The sequence below is a fragment of the Streptomyces sp. NPDC090798 genome, from assembly GCF_044768965.1.
Taxonomy (GTDB): domain Bacteria; phylum Actinomycetota; class Actinomycetes; order Streptomycetales; family Streptomycetaceae; genus Streptomyces.
Map to the genome: position 1 here is coordinate 78396 of NZ_JBIVXA010000023.1, position 21771 is coordinate 100166.

Below are 21771 nucleotides of genomic sequence, written 5' to 3' on the forward strand. Positions count from 1 at the left end.
GGTGGGGGATCCGAGGCCAAGAAGCCCCGCCTGCCGCCTGATTCGTCCTCACCACTCTCCTCACCGGGGCTGTCCCGTCGTTCCTTCCGTCCGCCGTCCGCCGCAGACAGCCCCGGGGGCAGGCCACGAGGCCATGCCCCCAGACAGGAACGCCTTCATGGCCTCCGTCCCTCAGCCCCCGCCCGCAGGGCCCGTGGCCCGCCTACGGCTGGCGCCGCACAGCGCGGTGCCGCGGCGCATCGACGGGGCATGGTGGCCCCGCTCACGCAATCTGCTGGTCGAACTCCCCCTGTTGATCGGCGCCTTGCCCCGGGACTGGGGGCAGATCAACGGCGTCACCGTGAACGCGGAGATGTGGTCCGCGTCGCCGGGACGGATACTCGTCGCCAACCACGTCGTACGACTGCGCAGGGAGCCCGTCTCGCGGGACCGGCACACCGTCCGCCTGCTCAGCCCGGGCCGTGGCCGATGGGACCTGTTGGTCGTGCCCCCGGAGGTCGACGCGGCGGACGCCGAGTACCTGATGGCCGCCGTGGCGACCGACATCCACTGACGAGGGCCGGGCCCGGCAGGTCGCACTGACCACCGGTCAGCGCGGCTCGGCGGGGGAGCGGAGGTCGTGAAGGAGAGAAGACGGCACCGGAGCCGCCGGAGCGTCGAGGAGCAGGGGAGTGGAACCGGTGCGCGCGAGGAGCCGCGCCGTGGGTGGGGACGGGTGGTGCCACCGCAGTGAGGCGTGCGCCGACGGGAGATCCGGTCCCGGCTTGCGCGCATGCAGGCCAACCGGCGGTGCGTACGGCGGCCTTGGGGCGGTACGGGTCACCGCTCCTTGTGGGTGGTGCGGTTCCGGTGGCGGCGCGGCGGGAAGCGGCCACGGACTCCGTCGCGGTGGTCACGTCGCGCGCCCGACCTCGCCGCGTCGTGGCCGCGCCGGCGGCTGGGCGGCAGGCCAGCCGACCTCCACGACATGGCCGTCCACGGGTATCCGGTGCGGTACGGTCTTCAGCGCGAGGCGGGCGGGGCGGCGACGGGTACACGCCGCGGCAGAGCCGCTTCGGAGGTCGCGGACATCATGCGGACGCGTCTTCGGGCCGTCCCCTGAGGTCACAGCCCGGGCTCATCGCTCACCGAGAACGACCCGGCGTGAGGCCGGTGTGCGGAATGCCCTCGGTACTCCGCACCGTACTCCCGCCCGCGTTGTAAGGGCCGGCGGGAGCGACTGGAGTACCGTGGGAGCCACCGAGGGCACGTCGTATGCCGGTGACCTGACCGGTCTCGTCCTCGTCGCGCAGCAGACACGGGCCGCTCCGGTCCGGGGCAGGTTCCGCCCTATGACATCCGAAGCCACATACCCATCGGACTGCGCCGCGTCTTCGGACGAGCTCCACGGGCAGGGCCGGGTGGAGGTCCGCCTCGTCTCCGAGAACCCCGAGGCGGCCCGACGTGTCGCCGAAGCGCTCCGGCTCCTGTTCGCCGGGGACGAGCAACGGAGTTATCCCGGGGGCCGATCGGGGACGGGGGCGCGACTGCATCTCACGATCGACGCCTCGCGCGCCGCCGGCCCGCTCCGCTCCTGGCTCGACACCAGCAGACCGCCCGCCGACCGGACCCACCACGGCGAGACGGCCTGACGGTCCTGGCCGCCCGTACCCACGACCGGGTTTGACCGTCGGCTTCCACCGCGGCCTCACCCACGGTGGCTACCGGGCCGTCCGGTCGACCTGGGGGTGCGGTAGGTGTCTACAGGCGCAGCAGCCGCTGTGTGATCTCCCGGTACTGCCTCAGCGCGTGCCGGAGTTCGTCCGACTGTGTTCCGGGCTCCTGGTCCTGCCAGGTCGCGTGGAGGACTCGCCGCCGGTCCGCGAGAGTGCTCATGAGCTGGGCGGTGACCTCGTCGAATGCGGTCTCGGCCTCTTCCAACGCCTCACGCGGGCTGTCGGCGAAGGTGTTGAGGGCGTGTTGGAGGCGATGGGCGAGCTTGTCCCGTTCGTCCGACGGGAGCAGCGGCTCGGGGCCCGGCGTACGACGCCCGGCCGAACCGGGCTGTTTGTCCGGAGGCTGCTGGGCGCGTGACTGGTCGTACATCATCGTGTGCCGCTTTCCTGTACGCCGTACCGGCCGCTTCGGTGTCGTCGCCCTGGGCGGGGCCGCGTCGTGCACAGGCCCGAAGGGTGCTACACCCGCCGGTGATCACGGCTGTCGTGGTCAGTGGAGTGTGTCACCGGAATGGTAGGACTCCGCACCGTGCTGTCAGTCAACGCCGGGCAACCGGCCGTGTCAACGCGATGTCGACAGGGGCGAGTTCCGGCGGCAGCGCGTGCCACGGCGGGGGCGCCTGTGCGTCGGTGTCGAGCATGGGGCCCCGCCGGCCTGGATGGCCCCACACCGGGTGCCGATGGCTTCGGCGGGCAGGTCGGGCCAGGTCGGGCACGAGGGCTCCTGGACCGTGCCGCCGGTGTCGCTGCGGTCGACGGACAGGATCCTGCCCTGGTTCGAGTCCAGCGCGATGTCGCGGAGGACGTGCAGGGGAGCCACTCGGACAGGGAGATGTCGCTCGCCGACCCGGCCACCGGGACGTCGGCGGCGGACCCGCTGCCCGAACCGGTGCTGACCACGGCAGGAGTGCGAAGAGCGCCGCCCGTGATCTGACGGGATAATGGCGAGCACCATGGCTGGGATCGAGGAGAGCGGCCAGGGGTCGACCGTCGGATGGGTCGATCCCATGGGAGACCCGTTTCTGCGCACGCGGTTCGCGCCGCCGACGAGGCCCGTCACGTTCCTGCGGCGGGAGCGGCTGGTCGAACACCTGGACCAGGCTCTGCTGACCCCCCTGACGGTGGTCAACGGAGCGGCCGGGGCGGGGAAGACCCTGCTGGTCGCCGAGTGGGTCACTGGGCTGGGGCAGCCGGTCGCCTGGTTCACCGCCGACGCGGCGGATCAGCGGCCCGGGATGTTCTGGGCGTACGTGATCCAGGCCCTGCGGGCCTCGGGCGTGCCGGTCCCCAGCGAGATTCGCTGTCCCGCCGACGCGAGCCGGGTGGACCGCAAACTGCTGGCACGGCTCGCCGCCGAGCTGAGCGGACGCGACCGGCCGGCGATCGTCGTGCTCGACGAATACGACCGCGTGACCGCGCCGGAGATCGCGGAGCAGCTGGAATTCGTCCTGCACCACGCCGGACCGGGAATGCGCCTCATCCTTGTCACCCGCACCGAGCCGCTGCTGCCGGTGCACCGTTACCGGGCGGCCGGTGACCTGACGGAGATCCGGAACGCGGAACTGGCTTTCAGACCCGAGGAAGCGGCCTTACTCCTGGAGCTGCACGGCCTGCGCCTGCCCGCGCACGCGGTGGGGGCGCTCGTGGACCGCACCGGAGGATGGGCGGCCGGCCTGCGGCTGTGCGCCCTGGCCGCGCGGGAGAGCCCGGATCCGGAGAGGTACCTGAAGGAATTCGAAGCGGGGCGGAGTACGGTCGCCGACTACCTCCTGGCCGAGGTGCTCAAGCGGCGAACCGCCGAGACACAGGACCTCCTGCTGCGGGTCAGCGTCCTGGAGCGACTCTGCCCCGATCTGGCCAACGCGCTGACGCGGCGCACCGACGCCGAGCCCATTCTCGCCGAGCTGCACCGCGAGAACGCGTTCGTCGAGGACCTCGGACACTCGTGGTACCGACTCCACCCGCTGTTCGGGGAGATCCTCCGGGCCCATCTGCGGGAGCGCTGTCCGGGACTGGAGCCCGAACTCCACCGGCGGGCCGCCCGGTGGCTGCTGCGCTCCGGCTCCCTCCCGGAGACGATCGCCCACGGCGCCGCCGCGGGCGACTGGGAGTTCACCGCCGGTGCCTTCGTCGACGGTCTGGCGATCGGGCAGCTTTTCACCGGTCTGCGCCGTGACGAGCTGGCCGAGCTGTTCGCCCGGATGGGACCCGAGGCCACGAGCCCCGCGACGGACGTCGTCCGAGCGGCCCGTGACCTGTCTCAGTGCGACCTCGACCGCGGTCTGGCCCGTCTGCGCCACGCCGAGGCGAGCCTGGCCGCGGACGTGCCCGACGCGGCCACCGGCGTGCCCGGCCTGGCGGCGGCACGGCTGAGCTGCGCGCTGCTGGAGGCACTGGCGGCCCGTCTTGCCGGGTCCCCGCTCCAGGCGGAGACGGCCGCGGAGGCGGCCGAGGAACTGAGACGGGCGGTTCCCGCCCACCTCCTGGGGCAGCATCCCGAACTCATCGCTCTGCTGCTGACGCATCTGGGCTCGACGCGCCTGTGGGCCGGGCGCTTCGAGGACGCCCGTACCGCGCTGTCCGCGGCGGCGGGCTGTCCCGGCGGAGCCTCGACGGCGCTTCCGCGCGAGGACTCCCTGGGGCACCTGGCGCTGATCGACTACCTGTACGGCCGGCACGGCAGGGCGGAGCGCAAGGCACTGGCGGCGACGGCCGACTCGGAGCGGTTCGGTCTGTGCGGGTCGTCCGGCTCGGACATCGGGCGGGTGGTCCTGGCCGCCGTGGCCGTCGACCGGAACGAACTGGATCAGGCCCAAGCCCTCCTCGACGAGGCTGTCGGCTCACGCCTGGCGACACGGGACCCGGTGTCGGCCACGGGCCGGTCCATCGTGACGGCACGTCTCCTGCTCGCCCGAGGCAAGACCCGAGCCGCTCTGTCGGCAGTGGACCCGGCGCTCGCCACGGACATGGCATCACCCTGGGCGCAGGCTCATACCGCTCTGGTGGCCTCCGCCGCCCACCTGGCCGAGGGGCGGCCGGACGCGGCCGCCGAGGTGCTGCGACAGGTGCCGGACGACCAGCCGGCCTGTGTGGTGGAGGCCGCGCGGGCCCAGCTGGCGGCGGGCCGCCCCGCCGCCGCGCTCGACCTGCTCGGCCGTCTGCGCCCCGAGGGTCCGGCCGGTCCGGCGGTGACCGTGCGGGCCATGCTGACACGGGCGCAGGTCGCACTGGAGGCGGATGACTCCGCCGCCGCGGGCAAGCTCGTGGGCCAGGCGCTCCTGGAGGCCAGGCGCGAGCGGCTGCGGCGCCCCTTCCTCGAGGCCGGACCGTGGATCCGACGTCTCCTGGGCACGGCGCCACTGCAGCCACTGGCTGCGGGCTGGTTGACGAACGGCGAGGCGCCCCGGCTCGAAACGCCCGCGCCGCTTGTCGTGCAGGAGCTGAGCGAACGCGAACGCGATGTTCTCCGGCGACTGGCCCAGATGATGTCGACGGAAGAGATCGCGGCCGACCTCTGCGTGTCGGTGAACACGGTCAAGACCCACCTCAAGAGCGTCTACCGGAAACTGGCGGTGAACCGGCGCAACGAAGCGGTGCGCCGGGCGCGCGAGCTGCGGCTGCTGTGAACCCGTATCGGTGAGCACCCTCGCCCGTCACGGGTGAGGCGCGGGACGAGCCGTTCGGATCCGATGGGAGTGGCGGCACCATGCACCTCCCGGCCGGGCGGGGCGCCCGAAGCATCCCGAATCCGGCGATGCGGCCGAGGCCCTCGGTCCGGTGCGCCGAATCGGAAAGAAGGCCCTGATGTCACGGACCGAACCCGCCGTACCCTCTGCGGCCGACGCCGACCATCGGGCGCAAGCCGACTACACCGGTGGTGTCTACGGGTCCATGCTCGCCGCATCGGTGGTGATCGGCACCGGCACGCTGGGCTCGTTCCCCCACCTGGAGCTGGCGGGGCTGCTGTTGGGCACCGGCGTGGCGTTCTGGATCGCGCACGTGCACGCCCAGCTCTTCGGGGCACGTCTGGCCCAGCAGTCCCTGGACCGGAGGGCCGTCGTCGAGGTGTGCCGTGCGGAGTGGCCGATCGTCAAAGCCGCCGTCCCGCCGACCGTGGCCGTGGCCGTCAGCCCGCTCCTGGGCCTCGATCTCCAAGGCACCTTCTGGCTGGCGCTCGCCGTCGCTGTGGCCGGGCAGGTGGGCTGGTCGGCGGCCGCGGCACGTCGTGCGGGCGCCTCCTGGTGTCTCACGGCCGTCGCCGCCTCGATCAATCTGCTGCTCGGACTGCTGATCATCTCGTTCAAGCTCTTCCTGACGCATTGAAAGGTCGTTCTGAGCCCATGCGCTACGAGATCCGTGTCGAGGGACACATGACGGAGACGCTGACCAAGGCGTTTCCGGAGATGGATCACGTGGTGATGTCCGGTCAGACCGTCCTGTTCGGCCCCGTTGTCGACGAGGCGCACCTGTACGGGCTGCTGGCCCGCTGTCAGTCGCTGGGACTGCACGTCGTGGAGATGCGCCGTCTACCGGAGTGACCGGGCGTACGCCGGGCCGAGGGTAGGGACGATCACCCACGGCCCCCGGGGTAGGGACGATCACCCGCCGAGGGTGACCCGGCAGCGGGCGGCGCGCGGGACGCTGACCCGGTGAAGTCCCCGCACACCGTCCCGTCGGCGGTCCGGCGACGACCCGCTCGACCGCGTGAGGAGGAGCCATGACCGAATCGCGTGGTCCGGCGCCGCGTACCGAACCCGGCCCCAGGTCCAGGCCCGAAGGGTCGGCCGCCGCGCCACCCGCCGACCCCGAGGAACTGCTGGCGGGACTCGGCCGCTCATGGACCTGGATCCTGGGCTCGGCGATCTCGACGCTGGTTCCGGGCATCCTGGTACTGGTGTGGCCGGACGAGACCCTGCACATCCTGGCCGTACTCATCGGTCTCTACCTGGTCGTCACCGGGGTGTTCCGCTTCGTGGCGCTCTTCGGCCGTGAGGAACACGGCGAGCGGCTCCCCGGGCTGCTGCTTTCGGTGCTGTTCGTCCTGGCCGGGGTGCTGTGTCTGCGGAACCCGTTGCAGACCATCGCCGCGCTCTCGCTGATCGTCGGCGTCGTCTGGCTCGTGTCCGGGATGCTGACCGCCTACACGGCCATCGCCATGAAGGCCCTCCCGCACCGTGGCGTCGTCTTCTGCGCCGCGGCGCTCGGCATCGTCGCGGGAGTCGTGGTGCTCGCCCTGCCGACCGAGTCCGCCCGCGCCCTGACCCGGCTGCTCGGCCTGTGGCTCGTGCTGCTCGGCCTGATCGAACTCGTCCTCGCCTTCGCCTGGCGGGCCGCACTCCGCCGCGCACGCGCCGCGGACCCGCACGGCTCCGCCCAGTCGCTCTGAGACTCCGCAGGGACGTTCACCCGTCCCGGGTGAGGCCGGACGAACCTTGCCGTGCGCATGGTGAATCGGGAGGGACGACCGCCGGGCGAGCGCCCGGGATGGAGGAGCGACATGAGTACACAGATGTACCTCGCCTACGACTACCCGCTGCTGAGCGTCTTCTGGAGCATGCTCTGGTTCTTCCTGTGGATCATGTGGTTCATCCTGCTCTTCCGGATCATCGTCGACATCTTCCGTGACGACGAGCTGGGTGGTTGGGCCAAGGCCGGCTGGCTCCTGTTCGTCATCCTCCTGCCCTTCCTGGGTGTCCTCGTCTACGTGATCGCCCGCGGCAAGAACATGGGTCGCCGAGAGGTGAATCAGGCCCGCGCGCAGCAGGAGGCCTTCGACTCCTACATCCGGCAGGCGGCGGGCGGCGGTACCGGAAGCAGCAGCGTCGACGAACTCGCCAAGCTGTCCGAGATCCGCGCCCGCGGCGACATCACGGACGACGAGTTCCGCAGGGCGAAGGAACTCGTCCTGAGCGGTCAGGGCCCGTCCAGCGGCTCGGGCACCGCCACCGCCGGCCAGTGAGTCGGCGGGTTCGCGCACAGGCCAGGTCGTCCTTCCGGCGTCGGCCTTTGCTGCGCAGCCCCAAGAGGTGAGGGCCTTGCTGAGGAGGGCCTTGCGCCCATCGGACGCCCCTGACGCTCTCCGGCGTGGCGGGCGCGACGCGGTGCGGTGAGTGGTGGGCTCGGAAACGGTCCGGTACGAGCAAGTCCACTGTCGGGCCGAGGAGTTCCTCGCGGCCGTTGCCGAAGAGCGCTTCTGTGTCGGCGTTGACGAGTCTGAACGTCCCGAGACGTAGTCGGCTTCCTCGAAGGGGCGTCGGGGAGAGCCGCCGCCTTTTGGCGCGGTCGCGCGGGACAGGCCCAACAGCCCTCGCGGACAGGGTCGTTCGGCCCCACGGTCACGGCCCTTCGGCACCCGGTGCCACCTGTCCCGCGCCACCAGAGCGGTCGCCGTCGGGCACCGGTCCGGCACTGTCCGATCCCCGAAGGGATCACACGGTCACGCACACCCTGCGGGCCTGCTCCTTCGCCGCGACAAGACCATCGGGTTCGGCTACGCCACCCCCCTCCGGCAAGGGCTGGACCGACGGTGGCTCGTCGGCCAAGGGCTTCCTCAGCGGCGTCGCGGCGGGGCCGATGGAGTCCACCGTCCACTCCAGGGCGGGCGACACCCGGACGGGCCGCCCTTCCACGCTCGCCCCGCGGGTTCATAGGGCCGGTCGGCCCCTGCCGGGGACCTGCGGCCCCTGCACCGCGAACCCTCATGACACGACGCTGGAACCGGGATCGAGCGATCCCGGTTCAGGAGGTGGAGTTCATGCCCCGCACCGTCACCGCAGGCCCCGACGGCTCGCCCGAGAGCCGTGCCGCCGCCGACTGGGCGGCCCGTGAGGCGAAGCTCCGCGGGCTGCCGTTGAAGCTCGTCAACGTCTGGGAGCCCGCTCCGGCCCCCGTCGCCCAGGCCCCGCTGCTCGGCCCCGAGACCCACCAGCACTGGAGCGAGCGAAGCGAGAGGGGGGCACCCCCGGCCGAAGGCTGGGGGAGGACACCGCGGGAAACGGCAGAGGAACTGCGGGCGGCCCACCCGGAGGTCGACGTGTTCGTCGAGCACGTCACCGGGCAGCGGCCTGGGCGGTTTCATCGTCGGCTCCGTCGGCCTGGCCGTCGTGGCACACGCCGAGCGTCCGGTCGTCCTCGTACGGGCCGCGGAAGGCATCGCGGGTACCGATTCCGCCGTTCAGCCCTCGCGGCCGGCCTTGCTCGGGCTCGACAGCACGGCCCCCGACGACACCCCGATCGGCTTCGCCTTCGAGGCGGCCGTCCTGCGCGGCGCCTGCCTGCGCGTCGTCCACGGCTGGAACGAGCCGCCCTACATCCGTTCGGCACTCGGCGCCCACATCGGGCCGGTCACCCACGCCGTACTGCACCACGCCACAGCCCCCGTCGCCGTGGTCCCGCACGACTGACGCCCGGCACGACCGATCACCCGGCACGACCGATCACTCGACACGACTGACCAGCAGACACGCCTCACCATCCGAGGAGGGACATCCATGAAAGCGGCAGTCGTACGAGCGTTCGGTGAGCCCCTGGTCATCGAGGAGCGCCCCGACCCCGACCCCGGTCGAGTCCGCATCAGGGTGGAGGCTTCCGGGCTGTGCCACACGACGGCGTCACGCACCCCGCGCTCGGGCAGCGCGTCGCGGTGCCCCGTCTTCGGCACCGTGCTGAACGGCACGTCGGTGATCGGCTCGATCGTGGGTACCCGGAAAGACCTGGCCGAGGTCTTCGAGCCGCACGTGGCGGGCCGCACCCGGGTCAGCCGCGAGTCCCGGCCCCTCGTCTCCGTCAGCGAGTCCATCGACGCGGTGCTGCGCGGTCAGGTCAAGGTCCGGATCGTCTTCGACTTCGGTGAAGACTTCGGCGAAGGGCGGTGAGGACGGTGGAGCTGCCCCTGGTTGTGGGCGTCGACGGCTCGGAACCCAGCCTGCGCGCCGTGGACTGGGCGACGGACGAGGCCGCGCTGCGCGGCGCACCGCTGCGCCTGGTGTACGCCTCGCTGTGGGAGCGCTACGAGGGCGCCGCGCTCGCCGAGGGCATCGGTGGGTCCTCGGAGCAGGCGATGGCCGACGGCATCGTCCAGACCGCCTCGCGGCGCGCCCACCGGCGGGCCGCCGAGGTGAAGGTCGCCACCGACGTCCTGCCCGACGACGCGGCGAGCGTGCTGCTGAACGAGGCGCACACCGCCGCCGCGCTGGTCGTCGGGTCGCGCGGCCGCAGCGGCCTCGCCGAACTGCTGCTCGGTTCGGTCAGCCTCACGGTCGCCGGCCGCGCCGCGTGCCCGGTGATCGTGCTGCGCGGCGACCAGGACAGGCGGGCAGGGGCCGGGACGCACCGGCGCGTGGTCCTCGGCGTCGGGGAGGGCCCGCACAGTACGGCCGCCACGCGGCTCGCCTTCGAGGAGGCCGAGATCCGCAAGGCCGCCCTGGACGCCGTACGGGCCTGGCGCTGCCCGGCGTACGAGAGCACCGACGACCCCCTGCTCGAGGGTGAACCGGCCCGTTTGCACGAGCAGCGGGCCGCGGAGATCCTGGAGTCGGCGCTGAGCAAGGCCGCGGTCGAGCATCCTGCGGTGGATCTGCGCCGCAGGACCGCCGAGGGCAGCGCTCGCCGGATCCTGCTGGACGCCTCGGACGACGCCGACCTGCTGGTCGTCGGAGTCCGGCGCCACCACGGACTCGCCGGCCTCCAGCTCGGCCGGGTCGCCCACACGCTTCTGCACCACTCCGCCTGCCCGGTCGCCGTCGTACCGCAACGGGGGTGAGCGGCTCAGAGGGTCGCCGCGTGGTCGGGGACGTACGTCTGCAGATCGCGCGGCGGACGCACATAGCCCGTCGACGGCGGCCGGGGCGGCAGTTCGAGAACGGGTGGCTTCACCTCGTGGTACGGAACGGAGCCGAGCAGGTGGGCGATCATGTTCAGGCGGGCCCGGCGCTTGTCGTCGCTCTCCACGACGTACCACGGAGCCTCCGAGACGTCCGTGTGCACCAGCATCTCGTCCTTGGCCCGGGAGTACGCCTCCCAGCGGGTGATCGACTCCAGGTCCATCGGGGACAGCTTCCAGCGCCGCGTCGGATCCTTCAGCCGGCGCCGGAACCGCTTCTGCTGCTCCCCGTCGCTCACCGAGAACCAGTACTTGCGCAGCAGGATCCCCTCCTCGACCAGCATCCGTTCGAAGATCGGGCACTGGCGAAGGAAGAGCTGGTGCTCCTCCTTCGTGCAGAAGCCCATGACGTGCTCCACGCCGGCGCGGTTGTACCAGCTCCGGTCGAACAGCACGATCTCCCCGGCGGCGGGCAGATGCTCGACATACCGCTGGAAGTACCACTGGGTGCGCTGGCGCTCGGTCGGCTTGGGCAGCGCCACGGTCCGTGCGACGCGCGGGTTGAGAAGCTCCGACACCCGTTTGATCGTGCCGCCCTTGCCCGCCGCGTCCCGGCCCTCGAAGACCACCACGAGCCGGGCGCCCTCGGTGCGCACCCACTCCTGAAGCTTCACCAGCTCCGTCTGCAGGCGCAGCAGCTCCCGCTCGTACGCCGCAGCCGGCACCTTCGCCGTCTTCTCGCCGGCCATGCCGCCTCCTCCGCTCGATCACGCACACCGATGCCACGTCCTGCGACACGCCTCGTGACGCACCTCGATGACTTACGGAGTCACCATGCCCCAGGCCGAACCGCCCAAGGTCGAACACCAGGACAGCACCGTACTGACCGACGACGAACTGCGCACCCTGGACGCCCACTGGCGAGCCGCCAACTACCTTGCCGTGGGCCAGATCTACCTGCTCGCCAACCCGCTGCTGACCGAGCCCCTGACCCCCGCGCACATCAAGCCGCGGCTGCTCGGCCACTGGGGCACCTCGCCCGGCCTCAACCTGGTGCACACGCACCTCAACCGGGTGACCAAGGCCCGTGGTCTGGACGCGCTGTGCGTGTGGGGGCCCGGTCACGGCGGGCCCGCGGTCCTCGCCAACTCCTGGCTGGAGGGGACCTACAGTGAGACGTATCCGGGCGTCTCGCGGGACGCGGCCGGCATGGAGCGGCTGTTTTGCCAGTTCTCCTTCCCCGGCGGGGTGCCCAGCCATGTCGCGCCCGAGACCCCGGGCTCGATCCACGAGGGCGGCGAGCTCGGCTACTCGCTGGCACACGCCTACGGGGCCGCCTTCGACAACCCGGACCTGCTGGTCGCCTGCGTCATCGGTGACGGCGAGGCGGAGACGGGGCCACTGGCCGCGTCCTGGCACTCCAACAAGTTCCTCGACCCGGTCCACGACGGCGCCGTGCTGCCGATCCTGCACCTCAACGGCTACAAGATCGCCAACCCGACCGTCCTGTCCCGGATCCCGGAGGCCGAACTCGACGAGCTGCTGCGCGGCTACGGCCACGACCCGATCCACGTCGCCGGCGACGACCCGCACGAGGTCCACCGCGCGATGGCGGACGCCTTCGACCGGGCCCTGGACCGCATCGCGCTGATGCAGCGCACCGCCCGCGAGGAGGGCGTGGCCGAGCGGGTCCGCTGGCCCATGATCGTGCTGCGCACCCCGAAAGGCTGGACGGGACCGGCGGAGGTCGACGGTGTGCCCGTCGAGGGCACCTGGCGCGCCCACCAGGTGCCGCTGGCCGCGGTCCGTGAAAACCCGGAACACCTGCGGCAGTTGGAGACCTGGTTGCGCTCGTACCGTCCCGAGGAACTCTTCGACACCGAGGGGCGCCCCGTCGCCGACGTCCTCGCCTGCGTACCCGACGGCTCGAAGCGACTCGGCGGCACCCCGCACGCCAACGGCGGCCTGCTCGTCCGTGATCTGCCCCTCCCGTCCCTCGACCGCTACGCCGTCCCCGTCGACAAACCGGGCGCCACCCTGCACGAGCCCACCCGGGTCCTCGGTGACCTCCTCGAACAGGTCATGAAGGACACCTCCCACCGCCGGGACTTCCGCCTGGTGGGCCCCGACGAGACCGCCTCCAACCGACTGGGAGCCGTCTTCGGCGCCAGTGGCAAGGCCTGGCAGGCCCAGACCCTCCAGGTGGACGAGCATCTGGACCGGCACGGCCGAGTGATGGAGATCCTCTCCGAACACCTCTGCCAGGGCTGGCTGGAGGGCTACACGCTGACCGGCCGGCACGGGCTGTTCTCCTGCTACGAGGCGTTCGTGCACATCGTCGACTCGATGGTCAACCAGCACATCAAGTGGCTCAAGACGTCGAGGGGACTGGCGTGGCGGGCCCCGATCGCGTCCCTCAACTACCTGCTCACCTCGCACGTCTGGCGTCAGGACCACAACGGCTTCTCGCACCAGGACCCCGGCTTCGTCGACCACGTCCTCAACAAGAGCCCCGAGGTCGTACGGGTCTATCTGCCGCCGGACGCCAACACCCTGCTGTCGGTGGCGGACCACGTGCTGCGCAGCCGCGACTACGTCAACGTCGTCGTCGCGGGCAAGCAGCCCTGCTTCGACTGGCTCTCCATGGACCAGGCCCGCGATCACTGCGCCCGCGGCGCCGGGATCTGGGAGTGGGCGGGCTCGGCCAACGGGGACCGTGAACCGGACGTCGTCCTCGCCTGCGCGGGTGACGTCCCCACCCAGGAGATCCTGGCCGCCACCGACCTGCTCCGACGCCATCTGCCCGAGCTCGCCGTCCGTGTCGTCAACGTCGTCGACATGACCCGGCTGCTGCCGCGTGACGAACACCCGCACGGAATGGGCGACTTCGAGTACGACGGGCTGTTCACCACCGACAAGCCGGTGATCTTCGCCTACCACGGCTACCCCTGGCTGATCCACCGTCTCGCCTACCGCCGCACCGGCCACGCCAACCTGCACGTACGCGGCTACAAGGAGATGGGCACCACCACGACCCCGTTCGACATGGTGGTCCGCAACGACATGGACCGCTTCCGCCTCGTCATGGACGTGATCGACCGCGTCCCCGGCCTCGGCGTGCGCGCCGCCGCCGTCCGTCAGCAGATGGCCGACGCCCGCACCCGCCACCACGCCTGGATCCGCGAACACGGCACCGACCTGCCGGAAGTCGCCGACTGGACCTGGTCCGGCTGAGCCCCCCCACTCCGCTCCGGCCGAAATCCCGGACCCAGCAAAGGAGTTCAACTGCATGACCGGTCGCGTCGCCGTCGAGTCCGACGACCGATGAGCCCGGAGCGGCCCGCGTACCCGTGCGCTGCGGGGGACGCGGGCCGTGCTCCTCGACACCCACGGCGTCATCACGGACTCCGCGCGGGTGCACGCCGCCGCGGCCTTCCTCGAAGCCCGGGGGCTGCGGCCCTCCGAGGCCGAGGTCCGGGCCGTCGCCGCACACACGGAGTGGCTGCTCACCGAGGACGGCGCGCGGAGCCGTGGACGTTCGTACACGAGGCCCTGGCCGGGGATGTCGCCGATCTGAGGGCGGCACCGCGGTCGGTTTCGCGGCACCCGCCGCCCCCAGGGCGCGGAGGCATCGACCTGTCAGGGCCCGGAGGCGCGCTGCGCCATCGGGCTCGACGAGGACGACGCACCCACTTCGCGGCGGGACCCCGACGTCCGCCTGATGTCTGAACTACGTGCAGGATTCCTGTCGTCGGAGCAGTGCCTCGCGCTGCCGCGGGCTGCCAGGCAGTACGGTGAGGGCAGGCGAACTGGCGCGCGGCCTCCTGTGCGCCGAATGGGCCGGAGGAAGCGATGGGCGCGGAGACACACGGGGGATCCGAGCAGCATCTGCCCAAGCTTCGGCTCGACGAGCTGCTGGGCGAGCTGCAGGTGCGCATCGACGCCGTCCGCGGCACCCGGGATCGCCTGCACAGCCTGCTGGAGGCCGTCCTGTCGGTCGGACGGGAGCTGGACCTGCCACAGGTACTGCGCAGCATCGTCGAGGCCGCCGTCGTCCTGGTGGACGCCGAGTACGGGGCTCTGGGCGTGATCGGCGGCGACCGGAAGCTGTCCGCCTTCATCACCGTCGGCATCGACGAGGAACGGCGGTCCGAGATCGGGACGCTGCCCAGCGGGCACGGACTCCTCGGCGAACTGATCCGGCACCCGGTGCCCCTGAGGCTGCCGGAGCTCTCCGAGCACCCCGAGTCGTACGGCTTCCCCGCCCACCACCCGCCGATGCACTCCTTTCTCGGCGTACCGATCCGGGTGCGCGACGAGGTGTTCGGGAACCTGTACCTCACCGAGAAGCGCAACGAGCGGGAGTTCGACGCCGAGGACGAGTCCGTCCTGTCGACGCTGGCCGTGGCCGCAGGCGTCGCCATCGAGAACGCGCGGCTGTACGAGGAGACCAGGCTCCGCGAACGCTGGCAGCGGGCCAGCGGGAAGGTCACCAGCGTCCTGCTGACCGGCGCGCCGGGCGCGGAGGTGCTGGGGCTGATCGTCGACGAGGCGCGGAAGATCGTCTCCGCGGACATGGGGCTGATCGCGGAGCACGTGGCGGGCGAGGAGGAGCTACGGCCGGCGCTGGCCGTCGGGCTCGGCGCGCAGGAGCGCGGTGGCCTGGTGATGTCGGCCAGGAGTGGTTTCGTCGGAGCCGCGCTCGGCTCCGCGGAGCCGGTGGTCAGCGCCGACATCGAACACGATCCCCGTGTGGGCGCGGGCGAAGCCCAGTGGACCGGGCTCGGACCCGTCGTCGCGGTGCCGCTGGGTACCAGCGGCAAGGCGCGGGGTGTGCTGCTGCTGGGGCGGGTGCGGAGCGGCACACCGTTCGGCGACGCGGACACCGGACCGCTGCTCGGGTTCGCCGACCAGGCCGCTCTGGCACTGGAGCTGGCCGAGCGACGGCGGGACGCGGAACAGATCGCGCTCCTCCAGGACCGCGACCGCATCGCCCGGGACCTGCACGACCTCGCCATCCAGCGACTCTTCGCGGCCGGCATGACCCTGCAGAGCGCCCAGCGCTTCATGGAGCATGCCGAGGGCATGGAGCGACTGACACGCACCGTCGACGACCTCGACGACACCATCAAGATCATCCGGTCCACGATCTTCGGCCTGCGGACGCACGGCGGGGCCGGCCGGGACGGCAACGGTCTGCGCGGCCGGGTCTCCGAGGCGGTCACGGCTTCGACCACGTCGTTAGGGTTCGCGCCCGCGCTGCGGATCGAGGGGCTCGTCGAGACCGAAGTCCCCGGCGACATCGCCGATCATGCCGTCGCGGTGCTCGGCGAGGCGCTGAGCAACGCGGCCCGGCACTCCGGAGCGCACGCCGTGGACGTCCGACTCCAGTGCGCCGGTGGCGAGTTGACGCTCACCGTGACGGACGACGGCTGTGGGGTGCCGGGTGACGTGCGGCGCAGCGGGCTGAAGAACATGGAGGAGCGGGCCGTCGCCCTCGGGGGCGTGCTGACGCTCGGCGAACGGCCCGAGGGCGGTGGCACGCGGCTCGTGTGGCGGGTACCGGTGAGCGCACCCGGCGTGGGGCCGGGGGGCGGTCCGGCGCGTGGCTGAGACCGCCGCCGATCTGCGCGACCGGTGTCCGTCGGCTGCGGGTGGTGGGGGCTGGTCGCGCAGGTCACCGCGCCCCTGAAAGCGCACTCCTGGGGTCAGCGAGTCCGGTGGTCGGCGGTGTCGGGGTGCTCCAGCCGGCTGGCCAGGACCGCCGCCTGAACCCTGCGCTGGACGCCGAGTTTGGCCAGCAGCCGGGAGATGTGGTTCTTCACCGTCTTCTCGGACAGGTAGAGCTTCTTGCCGATCTCACGGTTGGTGAGGCCGCCCCCGATCAGCGCGAGGATGTCGCGCTCGCGGGGCGAGAGGCCGGCGAGTTCGGGAGCGAGCGCAGGGGTCTCGGCCGGGTCCGCGCGCAGCGACCGCATCAGCCGGGCGGTCGTCGTGGGGTCCAGCATCGACTGACCGGAAGCCACGGTGCGTACCGCGGAGACCAGATCCGAGCCCTTGATCTGCTTGAGCACATAGCCCGAGGCTCCGGCCATGATCGCGTCGAGCAGGGCTTCCTCGTCGTCGAACGACGTCAGCATCAGACAGGCCAGCTCCGGCATCTGGCTGCGCAGCTCCCGGCAGACGCCGATCCCGTCGCCGTCCGGCAGGCGTACGTCCAGGACGGCCACATCCGGCCGCAGCGCCGGGCCGCGCACCAGCGCGTGCTCGACGCTGCCCGCGTCGCCGACCACCGAGATGTCCGGCTCGGCGTCCAGGAGATCGGTCAGACCGCGGCGCACCACCTCGTGGTCGTCCAGCAGGAAGACCCGGATGGGGTTCTGTTCCGTGAAGGTGCGCGCCTCGGCCATGACGACCCCTTGTTCGGTTCCAGCGCCGGACTGTGGACCACGAGCCGACTGTGACGACGATCATCGCCCTCCGGGGCCGAACACACTAGGGCCGACCGGCCCAACTTGACCGCGGTCGTCCCATCGGCCCCCGGTCACTGCTCCGGTCCGCGGGCCGGCCCCGTGAGCTCGAAGTCCACGTCCCACACATACGACACCACCTCGCGGCGCACCCCCTCGCGCCATGGCCCGTGCGGCCTGCGCGAGAGTCGCGTTCGCCCGGACGGTGACGGCCGGGGCACTGACCTTCCACACTGCTCCGTCAACCGCACGATCTCCTTGAAGTGGGCCTCGCGGCCGACGGCGGCGACGGTGTGGGTCATCACGCCGCCGACCATGTGCGGGGTGCCTGCCCGGTGACTCCTCGTTGGATTTGGAATGCGACGCGGTCAGCGAAGGCTTCCGCTGCCGTAGGGCGCGTACATGTCCAACAGCCGGGTCCTGGCCGACCGCAGCCGGCGGGCGACCGTGTCTCCCGCCCACTGGCTCACGGCCATGCCCAGCGCCGGATCGGCCCGGCACATGGCGCGTACGACTTCGGCGTCGAACTCGTACGCGCGCACCGGACTCGTCGCCTCGGCGCCCAGGTGCCAGGTGTGCGGTCCGAACAGCCAGGACCAGCCGACGAGTTCGTTGTGCCCGACGGTCTCGATCACGGCCGGGCGGCGGCCCGGCACGCGCATGTCCAAGGCCACCGTGCCGGTACGGACGATCCAGAACCGGTCCGCTCGCCGTCCCTCCTCGAACAGGCGGGTCCCCATCGGGAACGAAACCTCACGGGCGATGTGCATCAGTCGTTCGCCGTGCTCGGCGGGCAACGCCCGCAGCATGCTGGAAGTGGGGGAAGCGTTCATGATCGTGTCCTCTTCCTCGGGCTCCTTTCCAGGAGCGCGACCCGGCCACCTTCAATCTCTTCTCCAGGCCCCCCTTCCGCCATGGGCCGAAGGGCCCCTCGGAAGGGCCCGCCCGACCCCTGCATCCGGGCCGGGCCGGTACCAGGATTGATGGGAGAAGAGCAATCCACCGGCATGTACGCAGGAGGTGCGGACCATGCTTCGACACGTCGCCGCAGGGATCGACGGTTCTCCCGAAGGCCTGGCCGCCGCGCACTGGGCGGCCAGGGAAGCCCTGCGCCGGGGTACGGCGCTGCGTCTGGTGCACGCCTGGGAGTGGCAGCCGCGGCCGGCTCCGACCGTTCCCGCGGACATGTCGCAGCGGTCCTGGGCCGAGGACATGCTGGGGCAGGCGTCGGACAGCATGCGCGCCGCGCACGCCGGCCTGCAGGTCATCACCCACTCGGTCGACGAAGCACCGGTCGGAGCCCTGCTCGCGGCGGCCGAAGAGGCCGATCTGCTGGTCCTCGGCTCCCACGGGATCAGCGGCGTCGCGGGCTTCCTGACCGGATCGGTGTCACAACGGGTGGTCGCCAGGTCACCGCGCCCCGTGGTGCTGGTACGGGCGGGGGAGTGCACCGCCGACGAGCACTTCTCGGCCGTGGACGGAATCTCCCCCGACGAGATACCCGAGACCCCGTACCGCGATGTCGTGCTCGGCCTCGACACGGACCGGCCCTGCGACGAACTGATCGAGTTCGCCTTCGACGCGGCCCGACGCCGTGCCGCTCCGCTCCGCGTGGTCCATGCCTTCAGCGGTCCGTCCGCCTACGCGGCGATCGACAGGCTCGCCCCCGAGAACGGCCCCGAGCTGCTCGCCGCGCACGAGCGCGCCGTGGTCGCGACGCTGCGCACCTGGCGCGGGAAGTTCCCCGCGGTCGCCGTGACCGAGACCGTCACCGAAGGGCGCGCGGCAGGCGAGCTGGTCCACGCCTCGGCCGGCGCGGCGCTCCTCGTGGTGGGACGCCGGGCGCGCGAGGCCCGGCTCGGCACCCACCTCGGCGCCGTCGCGCACGCCGTACTGCACCACGCTCCCTGCCCCGTCGCCGTCGTCCCGCACGTCTGAACAGGCCCGGACGATGAGCGATGAGGGTCGGTGTCCAGGGCGCCGTACGAGGAGCAGGCGACCCGCCGGATCCACCAGAGCCAGGGGCGTCCCGCGCCCGTGTCCTGGCCTGGGGGTCGGTCCCCCGCACGGTCGTTGTGTCTCACGTGGTCTTACGTCGCCACTGTGGTCCGGCCTGGTCCCACTCACGACCCCACTGGTCGTAGCGCCGCTGGTCGAGCCGCCACTGTGCGACGCGCCCGGCGGCGAACGCCAGGCCGCCGAAGGAGACCCCGGCCGCGATGCCGAGCGAGGCTGCCTCGACGTCAGCCGCCGAGGCGGTCGGCGGCTGCGTGGTGAGCTGCTCCTTGCTGTTCAGCCAGACGACGACCTTCGACCCGACCCGATGGCCGTAGTCCACCAGGGCCCGGCCGGTATGGGTCGAGCCGTCCGTCGCCGTCCAGCGGACCGTCGCCCGGACACGGTCGTAGGGCGTATCGACCCCGATCCCCACCGCCTGGGCCGTGCTCGCGACGAGGACGGCCTGCACCGCGTGCCGCTCGTGCCGAAGCCGCGCGAAGGACGCGTCGGCGGCATGGGCCGTCAGCAGCCCGGTCAGGGTGCCGCCGATCGCGATGACCAGCCATACGGCCAGCACGATCCAGGCCTCGACCACGTCGTCGTGCCGGCGCAGGGGGTTGTTCCGCCAGCGCCACAGGAGCCGCCTCACACGCTCGGTTCTGCGCATCCGACCGCACCTCCTCGGCGTCATGGACTGGACGGTCGCATCGGGGAGTGCGCGGCGGCAGGGGCCGACCAGGCGCCATCGCGACCCCGGCCGGTCCCGCGACGGGGACCGACCGGCCCAAGCGGACGGCGACGCTCACGCCCAGACTGGACGTACGAGGTCGATCCACGCGCGAACAGGCCGTCGAGCGGCGCACCGCCATCGTCGGAGTCGACGACTTCGACGGCAAGCGATGGCCGCACGGCAAGGGGCGCCTGCTCGACGTAGTGCCCCGCGACCGGCATCCGCAAGAGCCAGGAAGGGATCGTCATGAAAGCACTCGTGTTCCACGGTTCCGGAGAGTCCGCGTGGGAGAACGTCACGGACCCCGGAATCCAGGATGCCACCGACGCGATCGTCCGCGTCGACGCCGTCACGATCTGCGGGACGGACCTGCACATCCTCAAGGGCGACCTACCGGAGGTGCGCCCCGGCACGGTGCTGGGACACGAAGCCGTCGGGGAGATCGTCGACGTGGGCGGCGACGTCCGCACGGTCCGCCCCGGCGACCGTGTCCTGGTCTCGTGCATCACGGCGTGCGGCCGCTGCCGCTACTGCCGGGAAGGCATGTACGGGCAGTGCCGCGGTGGCGGGGGCTGGATTCTCGGCCACTTGATCGACGGCACGCAGGCCGAGTACGTCCGCGTACCGCATGCGGATCTGTCGACGCATCCGTTGCCGGGGGCGGTGGACAGCAAGGACGCCGTACTGCTGGCCGACATCTTCCCCACCGCCTACGAGGTGGGTGTGCTGAACGGGCGGGTACGGCCCGCGGACACCGTCGTCGTGGTCGGAGCGGGGCCGGTCGGGCTCGCCGCGATCGCCACGGCCCGGCTGTACACCCCCGGGAAGATCATCGCCGTGGACCTGGCCCCGGCCCGGCTGGACGCCGCCAAGCGCTTCGGCGCCGACGCGGTGGCTGCGGCGGGGGACGAGGCGGAGCAACTGGTCGCCGACCTCACCGAGGGCCTGGGGGCCGATGTGGTCATCGAGGCGGTGGGGGTGCCTGCGAGCTTCGAGGCGTGTACGCGCATGGTGCGGCCCGGCGGGCACGTGGCCAACGTCGGCGTGCACGGCAAGCCCGTGACGCTCCACCTCGAAGACCTGTGGATCAAGAACGTGACGATCACCACCGGGCTCGTCGACACGTACTCCACGCCCGCCCTGCTGCGCATGACGGCCGCCGGGCAACTGCCCACGTCGTCCCTGATCACCCACATCTTCCCGTTGGACGCGATGGAGGAGGCGTACGACATCTTCTCGCGGGCCGCCGACACCGGCGCGCTCAAGGTCGTCCTCGGCGGACCGCAGCACGACGTCCTGACGGTCAGGACGCCCTGACAGGAGGAAGTGAACGGCCATGTGCGAACAGACACCGCCGAACGCCGCGTCCGCCACCGCGGACAGCGCGCGGGGCGACATCGGGCGCCGTATCGCCCGACGGCGTGAGGAACTGGGCCTGACCCGGGAGGAGACCGCCTACCGGGCGGGCACGGCTCCCGGCTACGTCCGGTACCTGGAGGAACAGTCCACCGCCACGCCGGGCATCGGCGTGCTCATCAGGCTCGCCGACGTCCTCGAGACCAGCGTCGAGGCCCTGCGTGGTGGCGAGGCGGACCTGCCACCCGGGACCGGTCGAGCCGCCCGCCACCCCGCGCTGGTCGAATTGAGCGCCGAGGAGTGCCGGGCCCGGCTGTCGACGCACGGCGTGGGAAGACTGGCGATGGAGACCGCCGAAGGGCCGCTGATCGTCCCCCTCAACTACAGCGTCGTCGACGGCGCGATCGCTTTCCGGACGGCACCCGGCACGACTCCCGCCAAGGCCGTCGGAACCGACGTGGCCTTCGAGGTGGACCACATCGACGAGGCGCTCAGCCAGGGCTGGAGCGTCCTCGTACGGGGTCGTGCGAGGGCCGTGACGGACGCGGACGCGGCGCGACGGCTGGAGGAACGCGCGTACAGCGATCCGTGGGCGGGCGGCGAGCGGTCCCTGTGGGTGTGTGTCGATCCGGTCGCCGTCACTGGGCGCCGGATCGAGGTGCCCTGACCGCCGGCGTCGAG

The 21771-nt window shown here is 71.8% G+C and carries 20 protein-coding genes and 3 pseudogenes; 17 read left to right on the forward strand and 6 right to left on the reverse strand.

Translation table 11 applies throughout. The annotated features are described in order from the left end of the window. Nucleotides 1–157: 157 nt before the first annotated feature. Entirely contained in the window at nucleotides 158–553 is a 396-nt protein-coding gene (locus ACIQTP_RS36820) for a DUF5994 family protein (RefSeq protein WP_403408166.1), read from the forward strand. 676 nt (nucleotides 554–1229) lie between these two features. After that, nucleotides 1230–1631 carry a hypothetical protein gene (locus ACIQTP_RS36825; protein WP_403408168.1) on the forward strand — a complete coding sequence of 134 codons (402 nt, stop codon included), beginning with the start codon at nucleotides 1230–1232 and terminating at the stop codon, nucleotides 1629–1631. Nucleotides 1632–1740: 109 nt separating this feature from the next. On the opposite strand, the gene ACIQTP_RS36830 is transcribed toward ACIQTP_RS36825, so the two are convergent. Continuing rightward, nucleotides 1741–2088: a hypothetical protein gene (locus tag ACIQTP_RS36830; protein ID WP_403408170.1), complete on the reverse strand. Its 348-nt coding sequence runs from the start codon at nucleotides 2086–2088 to the stop codon at nucleotides 1741–1743. A 580-nt stretch (nucleotides 2089–2668) separates the two neighbouring features. On the opposite strand from ACIQTP_RS36830, the gene ACIQTP_RS36835 reads away from it, so the two are divergent. The 9 genes and pseudogenes from ACIQTP_RS36835 to ACIQTP_RS36875 all read left to right on the forward strand — a co-directional run bounded on the left by ACIQTP_RS36835 (nucleotide 2669) and on the right by ACIQTP_RS36875 (nucleotide 10476). Then, entirely contained in the window at nucleotides 2669–5341 is a 2673-nt protein-coding gene (locus ACIQTP_RS36835; protein WP_403408172.1) for a LuxR C-terminal-related transcriptional regulator, read from the forward strand. Between the two features lie 178 nt (nucleotides 5342–5519). Beyond that, complete coding sequence (locus ACIQTP_RS36840; RefSeq protein ID WP_402032397.1) at nucleotides 5520–6038, forward strand: hypothetical protein; 519 nt, start codon at nucleotides 5520–5522, stop codon at nucleotides 6036–6038. Between the two features lie 17 nt (nucleotides 6039–6055). Beyond that, complete coding sequence (locus tag ACIQTP_RS36845; protein ID WP_101402986.1) at nucleotides 6056–6253, forward strand: hypothetical protein; 198 nt, start codon at nucleotides 6056–6058, stop codon at nucleotides 6251–6253. A 179-nt stretch (nucleotides 6254–6432) separates the two neighbouring features. Continuing rightward, a complete protein-coding gene (locus ACIQTP_RS36850) occupies nucleotides 6433–7101 on the forward strand; it encodes an HdeD family acid-resistance protein (protein WP_403408174.1) in 669 nt (222 codons plus the stop codon). Between the two features lie 111 nt (nucleotides 7102–7212). Next, nucleotides 7213–7674, forward strand: coding sequence for an SHOCT domain-containing protein (locus ACIQTP_RS36855; RefSeq protein ID WP_403408176.1), 462 nt, complete (start codon nucleotides 7213–7215; stop codon nucleotides 7672–7674). Between the two features lie 403 nt (nucleotides 7675–8077). Further along, nucleotides 8078–8321, forward strand: a pseudogene (locus ACIQTP_RS36860) (hypothetical protein); the annotation flags it as partial. A 148-nt stretch (nucleotides 8322–8469) separates the two neighbouring features. After that, a pseudogene (locus tag ACIQTP_RS36865) lies at nucleotides 8470–9118 on the forward strand (universal stress protein). A gap of 243 nt (nucleotides 9119–9361) precedes the next feature. Further along, nucleotides 9362–9589: pseudogene (locus ACIQTP_RS36870) on the forward strand (zinc-dependent alcohol dehydrogenase); the annotation flags it as partial. A 5-nt stretch (nucleotides 9590–9594) separates the two neighbouring features. Further along, the gene (locus tag ACIQTP_RS36875) at nucleotides 9595–10476 is read left to right on the forward strand and encodes a universal stress protein (protein WP_403408178.1); all 882 of its coding nucleotides are present in this window, start codon (nucleotides 9595–9597) and stop codon (nucleotides 10474–10476) included. Nucleotides 10477–10481: 5 nt separating this feature from the next. Here ACIQTP_RS36875 and ppk2 read toward each other — a convergent pair whose 3' ends face one another. After that, complete coding sequence (gene ppk2 / locus ACIQTP_RS36880) at nucleotides 10482–11285, reverse strand: polyphosphate kinase 2 (RefSeq protein ID WP_402032387.1); 804 nt, start codon at nucleotides 11283–11285, stop codon at nucleotides 10482–10484. 85 nt (nucleotides 11286–11370) lie between these two features. Between ppk2 and ACIQTP_RS36885 the strand changes: the two genes are divergently transcribed. The 3 genes from ACIQTP_RS36885 (at nucleotide 11371) to ACIQTP_RS36895 (ending at nucleotide 16149) form a co-directional block, all read left to right on the forward strand. After that, nucleotides 11371–13770, forward strand: coding sequence for a phosphoketolase (locus tag ACIQTP_RS36885; protein WP_403408180.1), 2400 nt, complete (start codon nucleotides 11371–11373; stop codon nucleotides 13768–13770). 139 nt (nucleotides 13771–13909) lie between these two features. Then, nucleotides 13910–14113, forward strand: coding sequence for a hypothetical protein (locus ACIQTP_RS36890; RefSeq protein ID WP_403408182.1), 204 nt, complete (start codon nucleotides 13910–13912; stop codon nucleotides 14111–14113). 275 nt (nucleotides 14114–14388) lie between these two features. Beyond that, nucleotides 14389–16149, forward strand: a complete 1761-nt coding sequence (locus ACIQTP_RS36895) for a GAF domain-containing protein (RefSeq protein ID WP_403408184.1) — start codon at nucleotides 14389–14391, stop codon at nucleotides 16147–16149. Nucleotides 16150–16244: 95 nt separating this feature from the next. Here the strand turns inward: ACIQTP_RS36895 and ACIQTP_RS36900 are convergent, their stop codons facing one another. The 3 genes from ACIQTP_RS36900 to ACIQTP_RS36910 all read right to left on the reverse strand — a co-directional run bounded on the left by ACIQTP_RS36900 (nucleotide 16245) and on the right by ACIQTP_RS36910 (nucleotide 17839). Further along, nucleotides 16245–16946: a response regulator gene (locus tag ACIQTP_RS36900; protein WP_402032380.1), complete on the reverse strand. Its 702-nt coding sequence runs from the start codon at nucleotides 16944–16946 to the stop codon at nucleotides 16245–16247. Between the two features lie 134 nt (nucleotides 16947–17080). Next, a complete protein-coding gene (locus ACIQTP_RS36905; RefSeq protein ID WP_403408186.1) occupies nucleotides 17081–17311 on the reverse strand; it encodes a hypothetical protein in 231 nt (76 codons plus the stop codon). Between the two features lie 63 nt (nucleotides 17312–17374). Then, a complete protein-coding gene (locus ACIQTP_RS36910; protein ID WP_403408188.1) occupies nucleotides 17375–17839 on the reverse strand; it encodes a cyclic nucleotide-binding domain-containing protein in 465 nt (154 codons plus the stop codon). Between the two features lie 196 nt (nucleotides 17840–18035). Here ACIQTP_RS36910 and ACIQTP_RS36915 point away from each other — a divergent pair, with 196 nt between their 5' ends. Further along, nucleotides 18036–18944, forward strand: coding sequence for a universal stress protein (locus ACIQTP_RS36915; RefSeq protein ID WP_403408190.1), 909 nt, complete (start codon nucleotides 18036–18038; stop codon nucleotides 18942–18944). 142 nt (nucleotides 18945–19086) lie between these two features. On the opposite strand, the gene ACIQTP_RS36920 is transcribed toward ACIQTP_RS36915, so the two are convergent. Continuing rightward, nucleotides 19087–19671: a hypothetical protein gene (locus ACIQTP_RS36920; protein WP_403408192.1), complete on the reverse strand. Its 585-nt coding sequence runs from the start codon at nucleotides 19669–19671 to the stop codon at nucleotides 19087–19089. A gap of 309 nt (nucleotides 19672–19980) precedes the next feature. Here ACIQTP_RS36920 and ACIQTP_RS36925 point away from each other — a divergent pair, with 309 nt between their 5' ends. Together ACIQTP_RS36925 and ACIQTP_RS36930 are read left to right on the forward strand one after the other, a co-directional pair. After that, a complete protein-coding gene (locus tag ACIQTP_RS36925; RefSeq protein ID WP_403408193.1) occupies nucleotides 19981–21051 on the forward strand; it encodes an alcohol dehydrogenase catalytic domain-containing protein in 1071 nt (356 codons plus the stop codon). Between the two features lie 19 nt (nucleotides 21052–21070). Beyond that, nucleotides 21071–21757 (forward strand): helix-turn-helix domain-containing protein, encoded by a 687-nt coding sequence (locus tag ACIQTP_RS36930; protein WP_403408195.1) that lies wholly within the window; start codon nucleotides 21071–21073, stop codon nucleotides 21755–21757. The last annotated feature ends 14 nt before the right edge of the window (nucleotides 21758–21771 follow it).

Excerpts from the sequence above, each read along its gene's own strand:
- ACIQTP_RS36930 (WP_403408195.1), top strand. The coding sequence starts at position 21,071 with ATGTGCGAACAGACACCGCCGAACGCCGCGTCCGCCACCGCGGACAGC.
- ACIQTP_RS36920 (WP_403408192.1), bottom strand. The coding sequence starts at position 19,671 with ATGCGCAGAACCGAGCGTGTGAGGCGGCTCCTGTGGCGCTGGCGGAAC.
- ACIQTP_RS36915 (WP_403408190.1), top strand. The coding sequence starts at position 18,036 with ATGCTTCGACACGTCGCCGCAGGGATCGACGGTTCTCCCGAAGGCCTG.
- ACIQTP_RS36835 (WP_403408172.1), top strand. The coding sequence starts at position 2,669 with ATGGCTGGGATCGAGGAGAGCGGCCAGGGGTCGACCGTCGGATGGGTC.
- ACIQTP_RS36895 (WP_403408184.1), top strand. The coding sequence starts at position 14,389 with ATGGGCGCGGAGACACACGGGGGATCCGAGCAGCATCTGCCCAAGCTT.
- ACIQTP_RS36900 (WP_402032380.1), bottom strand. The coding sequence starts at position 16,946 with ATGGCCGAGGCGCGCACCTTCACGGAACAGAACCCCATCCGGGTCTTC.
- ACIQTP_RS36925 (WP_403408193.1), top strand. The coding sequence starts at position 19,981 with ATGAAAGCACTCGTGTTCCACGGTTCCGGAGAGTCCGCGTGGGAGAAC.
- ppk2 (WP_402032387.1), bottom strand. The coding sequence starts at position 11,285 with ATGGCCGGCGAGAAGACGGCGAAGGTGCCGGCTGCGGCGTACGAGCGG.
- ACIQTP_RS36820 (WP_403408166.1), top strand. The coding sequence starts at position 158 with ATGGCCTCCGTCCCTCAGCCCCCGCCCGCAGGGCCCGTGGCCCGCCTA.
- ACIQTP_RS36910 (WP_403408188.1), bottom strand. The coding sequence starts at position 17,839 with ATGAACGCTTCCCCCACTTCCAGCATGCTGCGGGCGTTGCCCGCCGAG.
- ACIQTP_RS36840 (WP_402032397.1), top strand. The coding sequence starts at position 5,520 with ATGTCACGGACCGAACCCGCCGTACCCTCTGCGGCCGACGCCGACCAT.
- ACIQTP_RS36830 (WP_403408170.1), bottom strand. The coding sequence starts at position 2,088 with ATGATGTACGACCAGTCACGCGCCCAGCAGCCTCCGGACAAACAGCCC.
- ACIQTP_RS36850 (WP_403408174.1), top strand. The coding sequence starts at position 6,433 with ATGACCGAATCGCGTGGTCCGGCGCCGCGTACCGAACCCGGCCCCAGG.
- ACIQTP_RS36855 (WP_403408176.1), top strand. The coding sequence starts at position 7,213 with ATGAGTACACAGATGTACCTCGCCTACGACTACCCGCTGCTGAGCGTC.
- ACIQTP_RS36845 (WP_101402986.1), top strand. The coding sequence starts at position 6,056 with ATGCGCTACGAGATCCGTGTCGAGGGACACATGACGGAGACGCTGACC.
- ACIQTP_RS36885 (WP_403408180.1), top strand. The coding sequence starts at position 11,371 with ATGCCCCAGGCCGAACCGCCCAAGGTCGAACACCAGGACAGCACCGTA.